The 20500-nt window shown below is 46.3% G+C and carries 18 protein-coding genes; 7 read left to right on the plus strand and 11 right to left on the minus strand.

Annotated features, from left to right (window positions below):
• The first annotated feature begins 40 nt into the window (after window positions 1-40).
• Window positions 41-1759 (plus strand): ABC transporter substrate-binding protein, encoded by a 1719-nt coding sequence (locus tag PUW25_RS14380; protein WP_047910351.1) that lies wholly within the window; start codon window positions 41-43, stop codon window positions 1757-1759.
• A gap of 63 nt (window positions 1760-1822) precedes the next feature.
• On the opposite strand, the gene PUW25_RS14385 is transcribed toward PUW25_RS14380, so the two are convergent.
• Both PUW25_RS14385 and PUW25_RS14390 read right to left on the minus strand, forming a co-directional pair.
• Window positions 1823-2071 carry a hypothetical protein gene (locus PUW25_RS14385; RefSeq protein WP_047910352.1) on the minus strand — a complete coding sequence of 83 codons (249 nt, stop codon included), beginning with the start codon at window positions 2069-2071 and terminating at the stop codon, window positions 1823-1825.
• Between the two features lie 62 nt (window positions 2072-2133).
• Window positions 2134-3042, minus strand: coding sequence for a DMT family transporter (locus tag PUW25_RS14390; RefSeq protein WP_047910353.1), 909 nt, complete (start codon window positions 3040-3042; stop codon window positions 2134-2136).
• Window positions 3043-3190: 148 nt separating this feature from the next.
• Here PUW25_RS14390 and PUW25_RS14395 point away from each other — a divergent pair, with 148 nt between their 5' ends.
• Window positions 3191-4084: a helix-turn-helix domain-containing protein gene (locus PUW25_RS14395; RefSeq protein WP_047910354.1), complete on the plus strand. Its 894-nt coding sequence runs from the start codon at window positions 3191-3193 to the stop codon at window positions 4082-4084.
• Window positions 4085-4338: 254 nt separating this feature from the next.
• Here the strand turns inward: PUW25_RS14395 and PUW25_RS14400 are convergent, their stop codons facing one another.
• Window positions 4339-5187: an AraC family transcriptional regulator gene (locus PUW25_RS14400; RefSeq protein ID WP_047910355.1), complete on the minus strand. Its 849-nt coding sequence runs from the start codon at window positions 5185-5187 to the stop codon at window positions 4339-4341.
• Window positions 5188-5314: 127 nt separating this feature from the next.
• Here PUW25_RS14400 and PUW25_RS14405 point away from each other — a divergent pair, with 127 nt between their 5' ends.
• From PUW25_RS14405 to PUW25_RS14415, 3 genes are all read left to right on the plus strand, one after another.
• Window positions 5315-6313: a Gfo/Idh/MocA family protein gene (locus PUW25_RS14405; protein WP_047910356.1), complete on the plus strand. Its 999-nt coding sequence runs from the start codon at window positions 5315-5317 to the stop codon at window positions 6311-6313.
• Window positions 6314-6362: 49 nt separating this feature from the next.
• Window positions 6363-7307 (plus strand): aldo/keto reductase, encoded by a 945-nt coding sequence (locus PUW25_RS14410; protein WP_274338378.1) that lies wholly within the window; start codon window positions 6363-6365, stop codon window positions 7305-7307.
• A gap of 128 nt (window positions 7308-7435) precedes the next feature.
• Window positions 7436-7999 carry a sugar O-acetyltransferase gene (locus PUW25_RS14415; RefSeq protein ID WP_047910358.1) on the plus strand — a complete coding sequence of 188 codons (564 nt, stop codon included), beginning with the start codon at window positions 7436-7438 and terminating at the stop codon, window positions 7997-7999.
• A gap of 28 nt (window positions 8000-8027) precedes the next feature.
• Here PUW25_RS14415 and PUW25_RS14420 read toward each other — a convergent pair whose 3' ends face one another.
• Together PUW25_RS14420 and PUW25_RS14425 are read right to left on the minus strand one after the other, a co-directional pair.
• On the minus strand, window positions 8028-8546 hold the full coding sequence (locus PUW25_RS14420) for a glycosyl-4,4'-diaponeurosporenoate acyltransferase CrtO family protein (protein WP_052511732.1): 519 nt from the start codon (window positions 8544-8546) through the stop codon (window positions 8028-8030).
• Between the two features lie 20 nt (window positions 8547-8566).
• Window positions 8567-9694, minus strand: a complete 1128-nt coding sequence (locus PUW25_RS14425; protein ID WP_052511734.1) for a glycosyltransferase family 2 protein — start codon at window positions 9692-9694, stop codon at window positions 8567-8569.
• Between the two features lie 171 nt (window positions 9695-9865).
• Between PUW25_RS14425 and PUW25_RS14430 the strand changes: the two genes are divergently transcribed.
• Entirely contained in the window at window positions 9866-11386 is a 1521-nt protein-coding gene (locus tag PUW25_RS14430; protein ID WP_047910359.1) for a phytoene desaturase family protein, read from the plus strand.
• Window positions 11387-11527: 141 nt separating this feature from the next.
• Here the strand turns inward: PUW25_RS14430 and PUW25_RS14435 are convergent, their stop codons facing one another.
• From PUW25_RS14435 to PUW25_RS14460, 6 genes are all read right to left on the minus strand, one after another.
• The gene (locus tag PUW25_RS14435; protein ID WP_047910709.1) at window positions 11528-13036 is read right to left on the minus strand and encodes a glycoside hydrolase family 43 protein; all 1509 of its coding nucleotides are present in this window, start codon (window positions 13034-13036) and stop codon (window positions 11528-11530) included.
• Between the two features lie 114 nt (window positions 13037-13150).
• Entirely contained in the window at window positions 13151-14050 is a 900-nt protein-coding gene (locus PUW25_RS14440) for an alpha/beta hydrolase family protein (protein WP_047910360.1), read from the minus strand.
• Complete coding sequence (locus PUW25_RS14445; protein WP_047910361.1) at window positions 14047-15405, minus strand: glycoside hydrolase family 28 protein; 1359 nt, start codon at window positions 15403-15405, stop codon at window positions 14047-14049. The genes PUW25_RS14440 and PUW25_RS14445 overlap by 4 nt, the downstream gene beginning before the upstream one ends.
• Entirely contained in the window at window positions 15402-16568 is a 1167-nt protein-coding gene (locus PUW25_RS14450) for a glycoside hydrolase family 88/105 protein (protein ID WP_047910362.1), read from the minus strand. Before PUW25_RS14450 ends, PUW25_RS14445 begins: the two co-directional genes overlap by 4 nt.
• A gap of 148 nt (window positions 16569-16716) precedes the next feature.
• On the minus strand, window positions 16717-18231 hold the full coding sequence (locus PUW25_RS14455) for an extracellular solute-binding protein (protein WP_047910363.1): 1515 nt from the start codon (window positions 18229-18231) through the stop codon (window positions 16717-16719).
• Window positions 18232-18266: 35 nt separating this feature from the next.
• Window positions 18267-19172 carry an ABC transporter permease gene (locus PUW25_RS14460; RefSeq protein WP_081872274.1) on the minus strand — a complete coding sequence of 302 codons (906 nt, stop codon included), beginning with the start codon at window positions 19170-19172 and terminating at the stop codon, window positions 18267-18269.
• 374 nt (window positions 19173-19546) lie between these two features.
• On the opposite strand from PUW25_RS14460, the gene PUW25_RS14465 reads away from it, so the two are divergent.
• Entirely contained in the window at window positions 19547-20443 is an 897-nt protein-coding gene (locus PUW25_RS14465; RefSeq protein ID WP_047910364.1) for a carbohydrate ABC transporter permease, read from the plus strand.
• Window positions 20444-20500 lie beyond the last annotated feature (57 nt).

A 20500-nucleotide genomic window follows, 5' to 3' on the forward strand; every position in this document is an offset into this window, starting at 1 on the left:
TTATGTAAATTTCGTATTTTAGTAAGGGGCTGAATGACGAATGAAGCTTCATTCCCAATTTTTACGACTGCATGGTTACTATGGAAGCGAAGCAAGCGTACAAATTACTCTCGATGAGATGGCAGAAACGCTGGAATGCACACACCGCAATGCCCTTAATATTATTCGTAAAATGGAAGCCGAAGGCTGGATTGAGTGGCATTCACAACGGGGACGAGGTAAGCGCTCTGAGCTTAAATTTCGGGTTGATCCAGAAGAGATTGCCGCCATCTCCATGATCAAGGCGATTGACCGCCATGAGATTAAGAAAGTCATGGATGACATTAAAGAATATACCGATTCGGCTAAATTGCCCGGCCGTCTGCAAGGATGGCTTATGCGTTATTTTGGACATCACACCCAGGTGAATGAGGATAAAGAGCAGATCGATATCCTTCGCCTGCCACTACGTCAGCAAATTCACACGATGGATCCGCTGGCTATGAATCTGCTGGCAGAGTCTTTTGTCACAAGTCACATCTACGACGGACTTCTGACTCGGAACGAGACGGGAGAAGTTATTCCTCATCTTGCTCATGACTACGATGTCAGTGAGGATCGAATGACGTGGATATTTTATTTGCGCAAGGATGTTTACTTTCATCATGGAAAAACGCTCACTGCTGACGACATCGTATACACCTTTGAACGATTAAGACAGCATCGAGAGCCTTTACTTTATAATTTTGTCGTACAGTCCATCGCATCCGTTACAGCGCTCGGCAGCACCTGTGTTAGGTTTACGCTGAACGCTCCGAACGAGCACTTTTTGCCGTTCTTATGTACAAGCAGGGCAGTGATCGTTCCTTCCGGACTGGATGAAGCAGCAGAACACGATGAGATCCGATTCAGTGGAACGGGTCCCTTTAAGATAACGGAGTTTAACTCCAGCATGTGTATCCTTGAGGCGTTCTCGGCTTATTTTATCTCGCGTCCTCACCTGGATGTTGTGGAGATTATTCAGATTCCTTGGTCACTGCCCGAACAGAATGCGGAAGCCCAGGACGGAGCGGACCCGCTCTTCCATGTGCTGCTTGGCAACAGCAATATTAAGCAGAACCAGAGCCAGTATAGTTCACATACCTTGGTACGCAAGCTGCTGACCTGCAATACGAGAAAAGAAGGACCGCTGAAAGATCCCAAAGTACGCAAACATGTGTTTCAGTGTATTAAGTATGAAGAGCAGACCTTATCCGGAATCCACCCAAAAGCTCTGCTGCCAGATAGCGTAGACGGAACCTACCTTGTACTCATTACGATTCCGCAATATCGGCCGGACGCGATGAATATTAAGGAGCGCCTAGAGCGATTTGGTTACAAAGTAAGAGTAAAGGTGTTTATGCCCGAGGATTTTAAAGGTCCTATTCGGATGGAGTCTGATCTCATTCTGTTCTCTCTCCTAATGGACTGGGACGAGTCTCTCCGACGTCATGACTTGTACTTAACTTTATCCTCCCATGTAGAGTGTTCTGTTGAAGAGAACCTATTAAATGGCCTAAACCAGATATTGTTGGTACGGAGCGCAGATGAGAGATTACGTATGCTGCAGCAGATCGAAGAACAACTGATCGAACAGGATCATCTGTACGTCATGTACGACCGTCCCTTTCAGACCTCCTTCCTGCCCTCCGTCCGAGGCATCAGGCCCGGATCACAAGGATGGGTTGATTTGCGGTATCTCTGGTTCCCGCCTGACGTGGGACAGATTGAGTCGATTTAGATAAAAATAGCAGCAGTTCAAGTGATAGGTGGAACTCCCCCCTGCTTGAAATGCTGCCTTTTTTTATCTTCGTTTTATCGCTTTTACGATTAGATCAATCATGATACCGATCACAAGCCATCCGACGATATTAATCAAGTAAAGTGCTAACATGCCATTGAATTGACGTCCAATGGAGGTGTAACTCTCAATAAACATCAGATGAGGACTCGTGAAATATAGTAATAAGTTCTTGTCATCCTCACCTATAGCATTATATAAGCACACGAATAGACTGAATAATGGTAACCAAAATCCAAACTTTTTAAGCATTAAATCGACTCCACTCCTACGACAGGCTCTTCATGTTAGTTAGATCATCATTATACATCAAATCAGTTCGTACGCTGAACACTGTACTTCAACGATTTTGACCAGAAATACAAGCCCATACCCATTAGAGTCAGCATGCCGCCTATGAGCTGAAACACAGATATCATTTCCCCTAAGAAGAAATAAGCAAGAATAATGGCGAGCACCGGCTCCCCGATGATTCCTACTGAAACGGTAGTTGCCCCAATAGAATTCAACAATATATTAAAAATGTATTGGCCAAAAATAGTCGGAATAATGGCAAGGAGCAAAAAATAGATCCAGTCCGATAGGTGATATTGAACCAGTGAATAATTTTGAAACAAATTATAGATGAGCATCACTGTACCACCGATAAAAAAGACAATGATGCTGTAAACATTGGCATCGATTTTGTTGCTTACTTTTTGGCCCATGAGTAAATAAGCCGACACGAACAGGGTACCGATGAAGGACAAGCCATCTCCAAATAGAGCTTCTCTTGATATGCTGATGTCTCCCCATGCGATGAAGATGGAGCCAAAAAGAGCAATGATCATACACACAACCGTTAGCAGGCTAACACGTTCCTTGAACAAAAAATAGGAACCGAGCATTACAAATAACGGCTGCAATGACAAGATCACCATAGAGCTTGCAACAGAGGTGTAGACAAGCGATTCCATCCAAAACAAAAAGTATAACCCTAAAAATACACCAGCAAGAAGAACGATACAGCCTTCTCTTTTACTCAGTTGAATGGAAACGAGCTGCTTCCTCGGAACGAACGCGAGCATGATGATAACGGAGATGAAGAGTCTGTACATCCCAGCCACCGAAGTCGGTGTATCCGAGAACTTGATCATGATGGAAGATATCGAAACGGATAAAATACTGATAAACAACAGAACAAATGGATGTGAAATCATGGATGGTTTATTATGTTTTAACATGGCTCCTCCCAGTAATCATGATTACAAATTGATTATCTGTGCACAGATAAGCCGAAGCTGGATATAATAATATCATCACCATTTGCTATTTTGTGTAAATATATCATTGAATTATATAGAAATATCGTCAATTAAAGGAGCCTTACGATTGAAAAAACCATTGCACGAAACCATCCAATATCCTGACGAGAGATTTCCTTACATTATGTACACCCACTCCGTCCGTGAGTCGATTCCGCGAGGACGGGGATTTAATGATCTGCATTGGCATGAGGACTTACAGTTCACTTTAGTAACCAGAGGGAAATTAACGATTCAAATTAATGGAATTAATTATGATTTAGAAGAGGGACAGGCTATTTTTATTAATAAAGGGGTTCTTCATATTGTTACGCACTTAACTTCAGACGGCCAGTATGTCAGTTTTAATTTTCCTGAGAAGCTGCTCGCTTTTTACTCTAATAGTGCGATGGAGAAAACCCATGTTCTTCCCTTCACGAATTCTTCCCTGCTGTCCGTTGAGATCCCGGGGAATGAAGCGTGGCATAATGAAATCCTGCAAATCCTCTGGAAGCTGAAGAAGAAATTTGATTCACCAAAAAAGTGGGGATGGCAATATGAAATTTCCATAGATACGGTTCAGTTATGGCTCATCTTCATCTCTCATATTTCACTATCTTCAGAAGAGTCTTCTAAACATAACAAACTACAGCAGGAACGAATGCAATTGATGCTTAGCTATATTCACCAACACTACACGAGCACGATAACGTTGAAGGAAATTGCAGACGAAGCGCATTTGAGTATATCGGAGTGTACCCGCAGCTTTAAGAAAAGCATACATAGGACTCCATATACCTATCTAGTTGAGTACCGCATTAAGAGAAGCTGTGAGCTGCTAGAATCTACCCAATATACGATTACAGAGATTGCCCAGAAGGTTGGGTTCAATCAAGTGAATCACTTTATTCAGTCGTTTAAAAAACATCATCAGATGACCCCAAAAGAATATCGAAACAACAAAAACGCACTACGATATTGAAAAAAGCCGCAAAAACTGTACTGAACCTCCAGCTGTTAGAAGGTTGTCCAGCAACAGGGGTCCAGTTTAAGTCAGCGGCTCTAATGTAATTACTATTCAGTCCCTATCTCCGAATGATAATGTACACTCGGTTCGCGATCCACAGGATTAAACAAGCAGCTACGTAAAAAAACAATCCATTTAGAACATAAGAAAAAGGCATAATGCTGCTCGGATGCTCTCTTGGATCAAGCAGCCCAAGCTTGTTCTGCTATTCAATTTGTCCTGCCAAATAATCTCCGATACTCCGTGGGCGTCACTCCCTCATGCTCCAGGAACTTCCGGTTGAAGTAGCTGCTGCTAGGGTACCCCGCTTCTGAGGCGATGTCTCCTATCGTACGCTCTTCCTGTACCAGTAGCGCCTGCTTCGCATATTGGAGTCTGCACTGGGTTACGAAATCCATCGGTGTCATATTGATGGCCTTACGGAACAATTTGCAAAAATAATGAACGCTAACTCCCGCTTTATTTGCCCACAGTTCTAGCTCGAACGGCTTTACCGCCTCCTGTTGAAGCTCAGGCAGCAGATCTAGAATACGCTGAATGGATCCACCGGATCTGCTGCCATTGCCTGTACGCGGGACAGCCTGATGGACAAACTCCGTCACGACGGCAAAAGTAAGCGTAGACAGCATTGTCGGATTTAACATCTTGTTATTTTCTGCTTCAGTCAATAGCTCGAGATGAGCTTTTTCCCACTCGGCCCCATTCCGCAGGCTCCATATTCGATGATGCTGAAATCCCTGATCCAGCATATATTCTGTCATATTGCTTCCATAGAAGTGGACCCACCGAATGTCCCATGGCTCTTGCTCATTGCTGAAATATCGTTGCTCCTGCAGCGGGAAGTACAAGAAGGCATCACCCGCCCCGAGCTCCTGCAGCATGCCATCGATTTCGATGTAGCCCTTACCGGAAGCAATATAGTGAATATTAAAATTGTTTAATGCTCCCTTCTGTCTTGTCACCGTATGTTTAGGCATATCGCTGTACATTCCTACCGATTCGGGATAACAAAAAAACCGAGGATTTTGAGTTGTGACCAAGTGACTTTGCCGCTGCATCGCCTACTCCTCCAATGTAGAACAATATTGTGTTATTCGAACACAAAATCGTATTATTTTAATTTCATTCCAAATTCAATACAATGACAATATCATCATAATATTTAGTCAGGAGGATATAAAGCATATGAGTAAAAAACTTCGATGGGGTATACTCAGTACTGCCAATATAGGAAGAAAATCCGTCATTCCCGGACTGCAATACTCCCAGTTTAATGAAGTTACTGCGATCGCCAGCCGGGATCAAGCAAAAGCAGAAGAAGCCGCCAAGGAACTGAACATCAAACATGCTTATGGCAGTTATGAAGATCTGCTTGCCTCAGACGACATCGATGCTGTCTATATCCCATTGCCGAACCATCTGCATATGGAATGGACGATCAAAGCGGCCGAAGCAGGTAAGCACGTGCTGTGTGAGAAACCCATCGCGTTAACGGCTGAGGAAGCTGAGCGAATGGTAATCGCTTGTGAGCAAGCAGGCGTTCACTTGGCTGAAGCATTCATGTATCGCCATCATCCCAGATATCAAATGATCAAAGATGTAATCGCTTCCGGTGAGATCGGCACCGTACGTGGTCTTCATGCGAACTTTACATTCAACAGCGGAGACAGTACAAACAACATCCGCTTTAACAAGGAGATGGGCGGCGGGTCTATATATGATGTCGGCTGCTATCCAATCAGTGCTGCCCGCTTCTTGACCGGACTGGAGCCGGAGGCCGTAACAGCACAATCGTTCTTCTCGCCGAAGCACGGCGATGTAGACATGATGACTTCCGGATTCCTCGAATTTCCGAACGATGTCTCGCTGATCTTCGATTGTGGTATGTGGGCGTCCTTCCGGAATCGGCTTGAAGTGCTCGGTACGGAAGGAACCATTGAAGTCCCTTCTGCCTTCGTTTGCAGTCATGACAGCGAAGCAGGATTTATCGTGAATGGCAAGCTGGGCAAACGTGAGATCGAGGTGCCGGTCATTAATCAATACTCTGCTATGGTGGATCATTTTGCCGATGTCGTCTTTGAACGCAGTACACCCGCATTTACACCGTCGGATGCCGTCCGCAATATGAGAGTCGTTGAGTCTGCTCTTGTCTCGGCTACGAAGCGGGAAAGAATCACCCTCTAATTAGTCAAGAAGAACAATTCTGCACATTACTCTTAAGGAGGAAATGGATATGGAATATATTTCGATTCAAGGATCAAAGAAGCCTATTTCTCGTTTGATTAAAGGTTCCGATTATTTCATGCATGAAAATTTTGATCAGGTCGTGACCAATATCGAAGCATTCTTGGCCATCGGCGGCAACACGATCGATACTGCACATATCTATACCGGAGGTCAGAGTGAAGAGGTTATCGGACGCTACCTGCAGGAGTCAGGCAATCGGGACAAGATTGCCATCTTCACAAAGGGGGCTCATCACGACAGACAAGGTCCGCGGGTGAACAAACAGGCTATTGATCACGATCTGGCTGTCAGCCTGGAGCGTCTGCAGACCGATCACATCGAGCTGTACGGCCTTCATCGGGATGATCCGTCAATTCCAGTCGAGCATATCATCGATGCACTGAATGAGCATATTGCTGCCGGCCGGATTGGAGCCGCAGGTGCATCCAATTGGAGCTGGCAGCGTCTTACCGAAGCGAATGCATATGCCGCAAGCAATGGACTTGCTGGCTTTACATTCAGCAGTCCGAATTTAAGTCTTGCCAAGGCAAATGAACCCTTCTGGCCGGGATGTGTATCCGTCGATCAAGAAACGAGCAAGTGGCATGAAGAAACCCAGCTCCCTCTGTTATCCTGGTCGTCGCAGGCCCGTGGATTTTTCACTGGCAAATTTACACCTGATAACAAGGATGATGCTGATCTTGTGCGTGTGTTCTATAATGATCAGAACTGGGAGCGACTCAGTCGAGCGAAGCAGCTTGCAGAAGATAAAGGCGTTACCGTTATTCAGATCGCACTCGCATATGTACTGAATCAGAACTACCCAACCTGTGCCTTGATCGGCGCCCGTAATCCAGCGGAGCTGGCTTCCTGCGATCAAGGGGCCAACGTTCAGCTGACACAACAGGAAGTAGAATGGCTGGACTTGACCAGTGAAGGTGTACAGTACTAACCATCCATAGGGATTACACACATCACCGCAGTTATAAGAAAAAAAGTTCACGGACTTCCTCCTTGCACGAGATCTTATATTTAGCGATAATCTTATAGTGAATGAATACGCCAGGAGGAAAACTCAACATGAGGACAGAAAAAGAAAAAATGCTTGCAGGGGTGTTATACTTGGCAGGAGATGCCGAGCTTACGAAGGACCGTGAGCACGCTAGAAGGCTGACCCGGCTCTATAATCAGTCTATTGAAAGCGACCGCGAACACCGGAGTGAGCTGCTTCGCAAATTGTTTGGAAGTGTTGGAGACAATATTTGTGTGGAATCTACCTTCCGCTGCGATTATGGTTACAACATTCATGTCGGAGACGGCTTCTACGCCAACTTTGACTGTGTAATCCTTGATGTGTGCGAGGTTAGAATCGGAAACAACTGTCTGCTCGCGCCAGGTGTACATATATACACGGCAACGCATCCACTCGACCCGCTGTCCCGCTGTGAACGGTATGAGGAATTCGGCAAACCAGTTACCATTGGAGACAACGTCTGGATTGGCGGACGCGCCATTATTAATCCTGGTGTAACTATTGGGAACAATGTCGTCGTTGCCAGTGGAGCCGTTGTTACCAAGGATATACCGGACAATGTCGTCGTTGGGGGCAACCCTGCCCGCATCATTAAATCCATTGAAGTATAAGCATCTTAATGATATCAGACCCAGGCGATCATCTTGTGCCTGGGTCTATTTGTACAACAGAATCGCTGGCGATTGGTGCAGCTCTTCGATCTAGAAGACGGAGGATCCGAGCCCGATTATACCGGAGGGCAAATATGCAAGGCAGATTGGCTGCGAGCGCATACAGGACCATCATCATCCCAACCATGGGAGGATTCCAGAGGAAGAACAAAGGCGCAGGCAGCATAGAAATGAGGTGGCACCACTCCCCACGATGAGCCTCAAGCTGGTACCGCTCCAAGTAGGCTTCACTCCTCTCTTCGATCCTTTTTTTACGAAAGCCTTGCTTCGACCAGCCTCCACCATCAGGAAGACGCTTCTTCCAAGCTTTGATCTTTAGCCCGTTCGTGTAGAATAACAGTTCCTTTTTAGAAGCCGGGTATCCAGTGACTGCAAACCAGCGATCCGGCAGCCGGGCGTGAACTGCAGTCACAAGCAGGTGAAGCAGAAGCCACGCCCCAGCATTTATTCCTATATTCCATATAACACTCAACATCTGCGAATCCATGGACATCCCTCTTCTGTTCTTTATCCTTGTTGATTCTCCTCTGGATCAAGGGCAAGCTCCCTTCCCTTCCAGCGAACCTGCCTGTTAACAAAGGTGTGCAGCATCGATACAGAGAATACACTGATAAAAGCAAGCAGCGGGATAGGGTAAAGTATGGCCGATATAGCTCCAAACTTCCCTACTTTGCGAAGGAGTCCTGCCATAAGAGCTGAATACAGTCCATAAACAGCGACAGACATCAATCCGTAGTCCCAGAATAGGAGAGTCAGAGCTGCCGTGAATGCGCCTATCAGAAATAGAACGACAGTAAAAAGCTTGGTAAATCGGGTTGCGGCTGCACCCGAAGCCATACTCTTAATCCAGCCTTGAAACAGCTCTCTAACGCCTCCCGGATACATCCGAAAATGAAGCGCTCCTCTGCCAATATAATTAACAACCGAATATCCTGCGGCTTCAAATCGAAGAGCCAGTGCATGATGATCCAATATCTCGCCCTTTACCTGCTCATGTCCGCCGACGCTATCATAAGCTTCTCTACTAGTCACTACACATGGACCGTAAGCACCTGTTCCCTTCTTGCCACTTCCGGCAGACACCGCAACTACGATATTAAATAGGCCGGACAGCTTCTCGTAAGCGGTCCAGGTGTCATGAAACGGCTGAACAGACATCAAGCCAGATTGATAGGCATGTACCAGCTGACTAAGCCCTCCCTTCTTCAGATATGTATCCGCATCGAGGAAGATCAGTATTTCTCCATTCGCAGCCGCAGCCCCTCGGAAGCAGGCATGACATTTTCCCATCCATCCCCTCGGAAGCGGACCTGCTTTAATAATCTTTGCCCCCCGCTTGTATGCGATCTCTGTAGTTCGATCTGACGATTCATCATCCACGACAATAATCTCATCCTGTGAATTCATCTGTTCTCGCAAGGACTTCAGCAGTCTGCCAATATTATTCTCTTCATTCCGTGCAGGAATGATCACACTTATGGTCAATTTCTTCGCTTCTTGTGCGGGATTACCAAGGGGCTCTTCTCGATTGTTCTTGCGCCTTGATTGCCTTACGCTAGTTCCCGGCAGCAGTTTAAGCTCTGACCATAATAAGATGCCGGAAATCAGGCCAGCCAGGATCCATATGAGTGACATCACATATATACCTCCTCTGTATATGAGCAGGAAATGGAGCGTCACCTGCTGTTTATTTCTTCGCACTTCCGGTAAGTATGGTAATTAAGCATTTTTACTTCAATTATGATCCGTATATCACCCTCTTTATACGGTGCGACGAGATCAGAGAAGGAGAAGAGGAGAATAAATATGCGCAAAAAAGTGATTGTCATCGGCGGTGGACTGGGCGGCCTGTCAGCGGCAATGAGACTCGCAGCCGATGGTCATGAAGTTACCGTTCTTGAAAAAAATGAACGTGCAGGAGGTAAGCTGAACGTTCGATCGGGTGAAGGGTATTCCTTCGATACAGGTCCGTCTATATTGACGATGCCATGGGTATTAGAGCAGCTGTTTGAGAGCACTGGACGCAAGCTGGCAGATTATATGAAGCTGGTACGGATTGAGCCGCAGTGGCGAACTTTTTTTGAAGACGGTGTAACCATTGACGTAACTAGTGACTTGCCTGAGATGCTGTCCACCATTAAGGATATTTCTTCAGAGGATGCCGCAGATTTCTTAAAATATCTTCAGTACTGTCAGAAGCAGTACGATATGAATCGACGCAGCATTTATGCCAGAAGTCTCTCGGGTCTTGATGAGCTTCGCGGGATGCATTCAATCAAAGAGCTGCTGGCAATGGACCCGCTCCGTACCATGGCGCAAAGCACCGACAAATATCTGAAGGATAAGCATTTAAGACAGCTGTTTAATTTCTTCATTATGTATATCGGCTCCTCCCCTTACCATGCTCCTGCTGTTCTGTCTCAGCTCATCTATGTGCAGCTCGGACTCGGGATCTATTATGTAGATGGAGGGATGTACAATATCGCAGAGGGAATGCTGAAGGTTCTTGATGAGCAAGGTGTAACTATACGCACCCACGCCAAGGTGACGAAGATTAATACGAAGGATAAGATCGCAACCGGCGTGACGCTGCAAGACGGAACCGTGCTGGATGCCGACCTTGTCGTCTCTAATTTGGAGGCCATTCCAACCTATCATTCATTATTGAAGGATCAGAACGGAGCTCTGAACTCAGCTAAAAAACTGAATAAATTCGCGCCAACCGTATCCGGGCTGGTTCTACTATTAGGGGTCAACAAGAAGTACGAGCAGCTGCTCCATCATAACTTCTTCTTCTCTCAGGATCCGGCGAAGGAATTTGACGACATCTTTAACAAGGGTATTCCTTCCGATGATCCTACCGTGTATATCGGGGTTTCTAGTAAATCAGATGCCACTCAAGCTCCGGAGGGAAAAGAAAATTTGTTCGTCCTCACCCACGTTCCGCCGCTTAAGCCGGGTAAGAGCTTCGAATCCAATGCAGAAGCGTATCGGGAGCTTGTCCTGAATAAGCTTGAACGAATGGGACTTACGGATATACGCCAGCACATCGAATTCGAGTATACTTTTATCCCCGACGATCTTCAGCGGTTATATGGCGCTAATGGCGGCTCCATTTATGGTGTGGTGACAGACCGAAAGATGAACGGTGGATTCAAGGTACCTAGCCGCAGTGACTTGATTGAGAATCTGTATTTTGTCGGCGGTTCTACGCATCCGGGCGGAGGTGTCCCTATGGTTACTTTATCAGGCCAGCTGACTGCTGATCTTATCAAGGAACAATACTCAAGAGCCGCCAAGTCAGGAAAAGCCAAAAAAGCAAACTAAGGCTTTTATATGAGGAATAAGATCTGATTCTGTGTCAGCTCTTGTGTATGCATCACAAAATAAGGCATGAGCCTCTTCTGTGGATGGAAGATGACTTATGCCTTATTTCCTTTTGTCCACTGTAATGTAGTTGCACTTTAACTATTTCCTGCCTGTATAACGAAAATAAGAAAAGTCCGCATAGCTGCCCATGAACTGATTCATATCATGAGCTGCAATTCCAACAAAGTTCCCCGTGAACCCTCCGGATAAAAATCCGACATGATGGGCCTCACCGAGCTCATTCCATTCGCCTTCCTCTGTCCGGTAATAGAATTGTCCATTTACGCCGGATATATCGACAGCGAGCTGTAAAGGCTTACCCTCTTCCAGCTTCACAATGACGGGCTCCAGTGTAAATTCTTCTTTTTCACAGCGCATCAGACGAAGCACTTTACCCTGTTCTTTCTCTCGAGTTACATAAGCAAACCAATAATTGTCTTCGTTTAAATACAGCATGAGTCCTGCCATTTGCAGATACATCGCTGGCTCGTAGTCCAGCTCTGTTTCAGCTCGGAAATGCGTATCCGCCTGTCGAACTGCCAAGATATGATGCTCGAACAGACTTTGGGCCGATTCTCCTGCATGAATTCTCAAATATCCGGGCCTCTCTGATAAATTGCACCATTGATCGTCTGCCACGATACGCAGTGTATTCCACTCAGGCCTCAACCCAGCTCCCGTAAAATCATCATAGAAGTCTGTGCTGCGCTTCCCTCTAACCACCGCACCCTTGGGAAGAGGAACCTCTGTCTGAGGTGAATGTCCGCCAGAAGTTAATCGGAGCCAGCCTTCCGAATCCCAGTAGACCTGCTGCAATGCGGTTTCCCTGCCAAGTATAGGGTACTTTCCTTCAACCGGCCGAGTGCATAAATGAGCCATGTACCACTCACCCTCAGGCGTTTCGACCAAGCTCCCATGCCCGGCGCACTGAAGCTCAAGCTCCGGGTTATCACTTGAAGTCAGCATCGGATATTGAGGATCCACTTCGTAAGGACCGAGCAGCTCCGTAGACCGGGCTACAGTAACCGCATGTCCGCTGCCCGTTCCACCTTCCGCTGTAATTAAGTAGTAATATCCGTTTCGTTTATAGATATGAGGAGCTTCTGTCTTCTTGAGCGGCGTACAATCAAAGAGCTTAATGGGTTCTCCAATCAATCTCTGCTGCTCCGGGTCATATTCTTGTATGACAATTCCGCTGGACTTATTCCCCTCCGTAATTCGATAATCCCACAAGCAGTTTAACAGCCATTTTCGCCCGTCGTCATCATGATACAGGGATGGATCAAAGCCGCTGCTGTTCAAATAGATGGGCTCTGACCATGGCCCTGTAATTGACTGGGATGTAATGAGGTAATTATGGGTATCTTTAAAAGGTCGTTTCGTGCTCTTCACATCGGTATACATTAAGTAATACAGACCCTCATGGTAGCTGATCTGTGGAGCCCAAATACTGCAGTTCTTGGGATTCCCCTTCAGGTTCACTTGATCTGTTAACACATCCGTGCAAAACTCCCAATCCGCCAAATTATCCGATTGATAGATTCGAACACCTGGCAGCCATTCGAAGGAAGAAACCGCAATATAATACATATCGTTCACACGGATCATACAAGGGTCAGGATTAAATCCAGGAAGTATCGGATTCTGAATGGTCTTGATATTCGTCTCTTTCGTATTGTTCGTAATCAAGCTAACGCCTCCCTTTACAAGATGAATAGTAGATTACAAATACTTGACTAAGAAATCCTTCCAGGCATAACGCATCTCTGCTGTTTCCATATGTCCCGATCCGGTCTCTATATGCTGCCAGTGCTCAGGATATCCTGCCTTCTCATATGCAGATTCAAGGCCATCAGCGAGCAGAATGACTCCTTCATAAGGACATAACCGATCATCCCGCCCGTTTAGGCTCAGTCTGGGGCGCGGGACAATCCTTTCCTGAATGGATAGGGTTGTGAAATGCTTCAGCAGTCCGGGTACATATGAATAGAACCCGTGATGATCAAGGCCTCTCTTCATAATCAAGGTGTGGGCATCGACCTGACCACAAATATCAACGACCACCTTGATTCGATCATCCAGTGCCGCAAGCCACCACGCCATAAGCGCCCCCATAGACATGCCGATCGTACCGATGCGGCTGGAATCTACATCCTCTCGCGTACAAATATAGTCAAGCAAGCATTGATTATCACGAAGCATTCTGCCCCATAATACTTCTCCCCGCCACAGCATTTCTTTGACAAGCTCGCTTTCTGTTCGGCCCGAGCGCTCGTTGAATCCACGCATATCCATACAACAAGCCGCATATCCCATGGAGGTCAGTGTCTTAGCAAAGGATGGCTGCTGCAGATAATGGCTGCTCGTTACAAATTCCTTGCGTCCTCCCGCATAATTGCCCCCATGGGAATGGTTGAATACAACGACAGGGTATGGACCTTTCTGTTCTAGCGGCAGAGCCATTGATATGGATACCTGCTCCATTCCATACAGTTCTAGCATAATCGTCTGAAGAAGATACCCCTCCTTCTCCTCCTCAGCCAGCAGTCGCGAGCTTGTTACGCCTCCTTCAGGCAGGTCTCCTAATAGGTGCCACAGTGGATCCGCGGATGATGGCTTCATACCGGATTCTCCTGAGAAGGCTTTACCGTAACTTCGTGAATAAGCTCTTCTGCACGGTCTGTGTTTCTCGACTCACAGCCCTCAAATTTAACGGTGTCACCATTCTCCACATAAAAGGCAGGACCCTGATGATTCTCGATCGTCACATTCCGGAACCTTACATCCCTTACATTCCCAAGGAAGAATCCGCGATTGCTCATCTCTTCAATTCCTGCCATCATGGCAGGAACTGCAGGTGTCGCATCCTCAGCCATGGAAATATCAACCTGATCAAATGTAATTTCAGAGACATACTGCTCTGCCAGACCATATATAAAGCCTGCTGCTGCATGAACGTTACGGGCCGTAATCCCTGAGAAATGAATCCGTCGAAATCGTGGAGTTTCAATCGTTACAGGATACGGATTTTTGTCCCACACATATTTATCTGTACCGCGAGGACCACAGAAGTAATACAGATTTAATATAAATGGACAGATGACATCCTCCATCACGATATTGCTTACGCGAATATCTTCAACCGTGCCGCCCCGTCCCCGTCTTGACTTAAGACGAATGCCCCGGTCCGTATGCTTGAACACGCAGTTTGATATCACTACATTACGTACATCGCCGCTCATCTCGCTGCCAATAACGACAGCTCCATGCCCGTGCACCATTGTACAGTTCGTTATTGTGATGTTCTCGCACGAAACTCGGTGAGCTGTATCCTCCGTACCTGCTTTGATCGCGATACAGTCATCTCCTACATCGATATGACAATTGCTGATTCTAACGTTCGAACAGGATTCGGGATTAATGCCGTCCGTATTCGGTGAATCGGCGGGGTTCAGAATTGAGAGATTATCGATAGTGACGTCATGGCATAGAATCGGATTCACTGTCCAGCTCGGCGAGTTAAACAGCTGTACATCCTTGATCGTCACTCGGCGGCAGCTGTCGAAGCTGATCAGCTTCGGTCTAGGATACGTAAGCTCCTCCGGATGATTCCTCTGCTTATCCCACCACAATGCACCATTGCCTTCAATCCGGCCAGTCCCTGAGATCATTACGTTCTCCAGCTGTTCACCATAGATACAGGAAGCGTGAACCTCCCGTCTTACTCCTTCCCAGCGAGAGGTGACTACAGGATAATCCTCTGGCTTGTCACTGAAGGACAATGTAGCTCCCGGACTTAAATATAGGTGGATGTTGCTCCTCAGTATAACTGCTCCTGTAGTATAAGTACCCGCAGGGATCACTACTGTTCCTCCCCCTGCTGCTTCAGCAGCAGTGATAGCCGCTGTAATGGCTTTGGTGGACAGCTGACCGCTGTTTTTATGTGCACCGTAGTCATCAATGTTATAGATGGTCATTGCTGAGCTCCTTCCGTTACAGGCAGGCTTAGCTCACCTGTCTGGATCAGTTCCTCGTATTCAGCACAAGCCAAAAGGAAAGCACCGAGCCCCTTCTGATCATTCGTAATAATCGGTTCGCTGATGTAATACGCATAGGTGCCATCACGACGATCTGCCCCTCCAAGTCCAGCCACTTGACAAGTCTTGTTGAGGTTAAGCCACCCTTCTTTGGTTTCTAATATAAATTCAGCAATAAGTCCCTGGAATGCCCGCTGTAATGGATTGTTCCATTCAGAACCGAGAAGTCCCAGCCGAATTCCCTTCGCCATCGCATAGGTGAACATGCTGGAAGCCGAGGCTTCCAAATAGTTACCTTTGCGTCCAGCCTCATTCACAACCTGATACCATACTCCGGACTCCGCATCCTGAAAGTCTGCAACTGCCGTCAGCGTATCCTTGAATATTCGTTCGAGCTCGTTATAGTCCGCATGCTCCTTAGGCAGGAGTTCAAGAACGTCAGTGATGGCCATGAGGAACCAGCCCAGTGATCTGCCCCAGAAATTCGGTGACAGTCCGGTACTCTTGTCGCACCACGGCTGTACACGTTTCTCATCCCAAGCGTGGAATAATAACCCGGTTCTGTCGTCTCTCGTATGCTTCTCACATAGAATGAACTGCTTCGTTACATCACCAAGATCCCCCTCGGACTCGAACGTAAGCAAATACTCCAGGTAGAACGGAGAGCCCATATATAAGCCATCCAGCCAGATCTGATAAGGATATATTTCTTTATGCCAAAAAGCCCCCTCGGAAGTCCGGGGATGCGTCAGGAGCTGCTTCCGTAAAGTAGAGGCGGCCAGTTTATATTTGTCTTCACCCGTTTCCTTATACAGGACATATAGAAGCTTGCCATTATTCAAGTGATCAATGTTATGCTCGTCCTGCCTATAGCCTCGAATCGATCCATCCTCCTGAATGAAGTGATCCATATTGCTCTTGATATAATCGAAGTATTGCTGATCGCCTGTGATGCGCCATAAACGCTCAAATCCTTTGAGGATAACCCCGTAATCATAGGACCACTTCTCGTTATACCCTTTAGCTTCATACAGCCTTGGTGTCCGCTCCATAATGGAATGTGCCATTCTTTGTGCCCAGCTGGTCTGGTTTGTCTGATTCATCTCCCTGTCATCCTCCTTCTAAATAGATAAGCCGCTCCGCTTTCAATAAGTCCTGCTAAAAGAACGGAGCGGCAATACATTTTAACGACTATGAATCTAGTTGAAATACATCCGCAGTGATCAAGAAGAATATGTCATAAGGATCGGGTTATTGACCATGCACAGCCTGGTAAGCAGCTTCGTATTCTGTGATAATTTGATCACCACCTGCTTTTCTCCAGCTGCTCACCGCTTCATTAAATTGATCGAGGTTGATTTTGCCCAGAATATATTTGTAGGTTGCATCAACGATCGTTTTTTGCAGCTCAGATCCTTGAGATGAGAAGGTAGCGGATTCGAGCGAATACAGAGGGTTCAGCACGGCAAACGTTGAATTCTCCTCGATCAAACGATCAGATTCCTTCTTTAGTGGATCGTTGTCATGAATCTCGTAACCGGTTTCGTTAGGTCTGGAGGATGCAAATGGCTGAACCTCTTGCTGCCACAATTCTGTGTTCGTAATTGTTACTGCTTTTTCCTCATTTACCGTGTAATGTGTTCCTTCAATACCGTAGGTCATCAGTGTGTAGACTTCCTCGGACATGAGATCGTCCATGAATTGCAGAAGGCGTTTGAGCTCAGCTTCGTCCTTGACTTCCGATTTAGGGAATGCCAGCAATCCGCCAACCCCATTGGAGATCGACCAGATTGCGCGATCCGCTTCATTGCCCGTCGATGTAATGTCGTTGACAAGCGTAAGCTCCATATCGTCCTGAACCCCCTTGGCCATGTTAAGCAGGTTCTTGCTGTCGAATAGAGCACCTACATAAATACCGGCTTTACCTTGAGCAAAATTCTGCTGCTGATCTGTCTTCGCTGTAACAGCAAAGTCCTGGTTAATGTATCCGTTCTCATAAAGCTCTTTCATATAATCCATCGTTTTAACATAGCCTTCTGTCTCAAATTCAGGCGTTACCTTGCCATCCTCTCCTACACTCCATACACTTGGTGTGCCAAAATAGGAGCTTAAGGTCTTGAATGCGCCATAGATCAGGTCACTGCGGTCCATGAAACCTGTCGTATCCTTCGCACCATTTCCGTCAGGATCCTGCTCTGTGAAGGCTTTGGCAACCTCCATTAATTCGTCTGTCGTCTTCGGCACTTCAAGTCCTAATTTGTCCAGCCAGTCCTTCCGAATGACGACACCATTTCTCGCCACTTGCTTCTGCATCGGAATTCCGTAGAGCTTGCCCTCAATGGATGCGGAATTACGCATGTCTTCTGAAATCGTCGCTAGGTTCGGAAATTCATCGAGGTAAGGACCGACCTCCCAGAATACACCTGCTTTTAGCGCGTTACGGACTGAAGAGTTCTCCATCAATGTGATCGTTACAATGTCAGCCAGGGAATCCGACGCAAGTGATGTATTCAGACGCTCTTCCTTCGATGCATCCGGAATCCATGAGAACTCAATGTTCGCATTTGTGGCCTCTTCAATCTTGTTCAGCACTGTTTCTGTTGGAGGTGATGCCGTATGCAGAATGTTCAGCCAAGTAATATTGGCTTTGCCATCCGCATCAACGGAAGGCTCAGAAGATCCTGACGTATCTCCTCCACAAGCACTAAGCACAAGTCCACCTGCAAGAGTAAGCGCTAACAATTTAGATAATTGCTTTTGTTTCATGTACATATCCCCTTTTTATATATGATAAAAAAAGATTAATACACACCGTCTTCTCCAAACTTCTTGGCCAGCTTATTGGCAATCATGACGAGAATGAGTCCTACCAGTCCTTTAAACAAGCCTACTGTGGTACTGAAGCTGAGCTGTCCATTCTTCAGACCCGCAGTATATACATAAGTATCAAAGATTTCCCCAACCTCCCGATTGAGTGAGTTCAGGAGCAGGAACATATGCTCAAATCCCAGTTCAAGCGTGTTGCCGATCTTGAGTATGAGCAGTGTAATGATCACGGGACGAATGGCCGGCAAAGTGACATGCCAAATCTTACGGAGCCTGCTGGCACCGTCCATTTCAGCGGCTTCATAGAGCTGAGTATCTACCACTGTAATCGCTGCGAGATAGATAATGGTAGACCAGCCGACTTCTTTCCAGATAATTTGACCGATGTACATCGGACGCAGCCACTCCGGTGAAGTTAAGAAGCTGATCTTCTGACCACCTAATGCAGCAATGATCTCATTTACAACACCGCCATCCACATTCAGAAATACATATGTAATGGAGACGATGATAACCCATGACATGAAATGCGGAATGTAAATGATCGTTTGAATCGAGCTCTTGAACAGCTTGTGTCTGACTTCGTTCAGCATGAGTGCAAGTATAATAGGTAATGGGAAGAAGACGACAAGCTCAAGTGCAAATAAGATTAAGGTGTTGCTGAGGAGCATGGCGAATGTCGGTTCAGTGAACAACCTGATGAAATGCTTGAACCCGACCCAAGGACTCCCTTGAATACCAAGATAGGGCTGATAATCCTGAAAGGAAATAATGAGTCCGCCCATTGGCAAGTACTTAAATACAACAAAGAATAGAAATCCGGGTAAAATCATTAAATAGAGCAGCTTGTATTTCTTCAAAAAATGAAAGGGTTGAAACATCTCTTTTTTCTTACGTGTGCCCACCTGATATGAAACGGCCGGGGTATCTGCTTCCTTCAATCGCTGTCGACCTCCTTGAAAAATACTTTTTCAACATGCAATGATGCTGAGTCGGTTGTTCGAAGCCAAGCATACCCTCTGATGGTCCGTTACGTATATAATCATCAGCTATATTCGCTGCTGGAATACGGGTTTAACAGGGATCAATGTAGCTCATGATCATTATTTAATATCAGGATTATCAGTGTAAGAAGCGGCTTTTTCACATGAAATGAATGTCGTAGGACATGATTATATACGGAATTTGGTCCCCTTGATAAGGTGTATATATCTCAATAATACTTACATCCGAAATAGAAGGAGGTCCTCATCTTATGGCTGCAACTGCCAAGAAACCCACCTATAAAAAAGAGTCCCTTGGAAGCCGTATATTTAATATCGTCAATTATACGCTTCTTGCTCTGATCGCACTGGCTTGTCTGCTTCCCTTCATTAATGTACTCGCAAGCTCATTTGCATCTACACAGGAGCTGGTTGAGAAGAAGTTCGTGTTATTCCCTACGACCTTCTCCCTGGATGCATACAAGTACATCTTCTCGACCTCGACGATCTTCCAAGGTCTAGCGGTATCGATTGGTACGACGATCGTGGGAACGGCCGTAAGCATGCTCCTGACTGCGCTGATGGCTTATGGCTTGTCCCGCAAATATTTATATGGAAGAAGCTTCATTAATTTCATTGTTGTATTCTCCATGCTGTTCAGCGGTGGTATGATTCCTACCTTTCTGATTGTCAAAGCCGTCGGGTTGATTGATTCATATTGGTCCTTGATCCTCCCCGTTGCTATCAATGCATTTAACCTCATTATTATGAGAAACTTCTTCCAAGCACTGCCGGATAGCCTTGAGGAATCTGCCAAGATCGACGGAGCGAATGATTTCCGAATTCTAGGGAGCATTATGCTGCCGCTCGCCCTTCCGTCGATTGCTACGCTGTCCTTGTTCTATGGGGTTACCTACTGGAATACCTACACGAATGCGATTCTGTACCTGACGGATTCGGACAAATGGCCTTTGCAGGTCCTTCTAAGACAAATTGTTATCGTCTCCAGCGGTATGGAAGGCGACAGCTCTGCGGTAGATATTATCCCGCCGGCGCAGACCATCAAGATGGCCGTCATCGTTGTGGCTACACTTCCAATGCTGATTGCTTATCCGTTCGTACAGAAGCATTTTACCAAAGGCGCACTGCTTGGTGCTGTAAAAGGATAGCTACATTAAGAACAAAGAAGTTCGGCTACGCGCATGTCATTATGCTCCGCGTGCTCC

Source organism: Paenibacillus urinalis, assembly GCF_028747985.1.
Lineage (GTDB): Bacteria > Bacillota > Bacilli > Paenibacillales > Paenibacillaceae > Paenibacillus > Paenibacillus urinalis.

Bases quoted from the DNA above. Each gene is read 5' to 3' on its own strand.
- PUW25_RS14420 (WP_052511732.1), bottom strand. From the start codon at position 8,546: ATGGATTCGCAGATGTTGAGTGTTATATGGAATATAGGAATAAATGCT.
- PUW25_RS14400 (WP_047910355.1), bottom strand. From the start codon at position 5,187: ATGCAGCGGCAAAGTCACTTGGTCACAACTCAAAATCCTCGGTTTTTT.
- PUW25_RS14405 (WP_047910356.1), top strand. From the start codon at position 5,315: ATGAGTAAAAAACTTCGATGGGGTATACTCAGTACTGCCAATATAGGA.
- PUW25_RS14450 (WP_047910362.1), bottom strand. From the start codon at position 16,568: ATGAATCAGACAAACCAGACCAGCTGGGCACAAAGAATGGCACATTCC.
- PUW25_RS14430 (WP_047910359.1), top strand. From the start codon at position 9,866: ATGCGCAAAAAAGTGATTGTCATCGGCGGTGGACTGGGCGGCCTGTCA.
- PUW25_RS14415 (WP_047910358.1), top strand. From the start codon at position 7,436: ATGAGGACAGAAAAAGAAAAAATGCTTGCAGGGGTGTTATACTTGGCA.
- PUW25_RS14425 (WP_052511734.1), bottom strand. From the start codon at position 9,694: ATGTCACTCATATGGATCCTGGCTGGCCTGATTTCCGGCATCTTATTA.
- PUW25_RS14460 (WP_081872274.1), bottom strand. From the start codon at position 19,172: ATGTTTCAACCCTTTCATTTTTTGAAGAAATACAAGCTGCTCTATTTA.
- PUW25_RS14435 (WP_047910709.1), bottom strand. From the start codon at position 13,036: ATGATCCGTGTGAACGATATGTATTATATTGCGGTTTCTTCCTTCGAA.
- PUW25_RS14385 (WP_047910352.1), bottom strand. From the start codon at position 2,071: ATGCTTAAAAAGTTTGGATTTTGGTTACCATTATTCAGTCTATTCGTG.
- PUW25_RS14390 (WP_047910353.1), bottom strand. From the start codon at position 3,042: ATGTTAAAACATAATAAACCATCCATGATTTCACATCCATTTGTTCTG.
- PUW25_RS14440 (WP_047910360.1), bottom strand. From the start codon at position 14,050: ATGAAGCCATCATCCGCGGATCCACTGTGGCACCTATTAGGAGACCTG.
- PUW25_RS14465 (WP_047910364.1), top strand. From the start codon at position 19,547: ATGGCTGCAACTGCCAAGAAACCCACCTATAAAAAAGAGTCCCTTGGA.
- PUW25_RS14380 (WP_047910351.1), top strand. From the start codon at position 41: ATGAAGCTTCATTCCCAATTTTTACGACTGCATGGTTACTATGGAAGC.
- PUW25_RS14445 (WP_047910361.1), bottom strand. From the start codon at position 15,405: ATGACCATCTATAACATTGATGACTACGGTGCACATAAAAACAGCGGT.
- PUW25_RS14455 (WP_047910363.1), bottom strand. From the start codon at position 18,231: ATGAAACAAAAGCAATTATCTAAATTGTTAGCGCTTACTCTTGCAGGT.
- PUW25_RS14410 (WP_274338378.1), top strand. From the start codon at position 6,363: ATGGAATATATTTCGATTCAAGGATCAAAGAAGCCTATTTCTCGTTTG.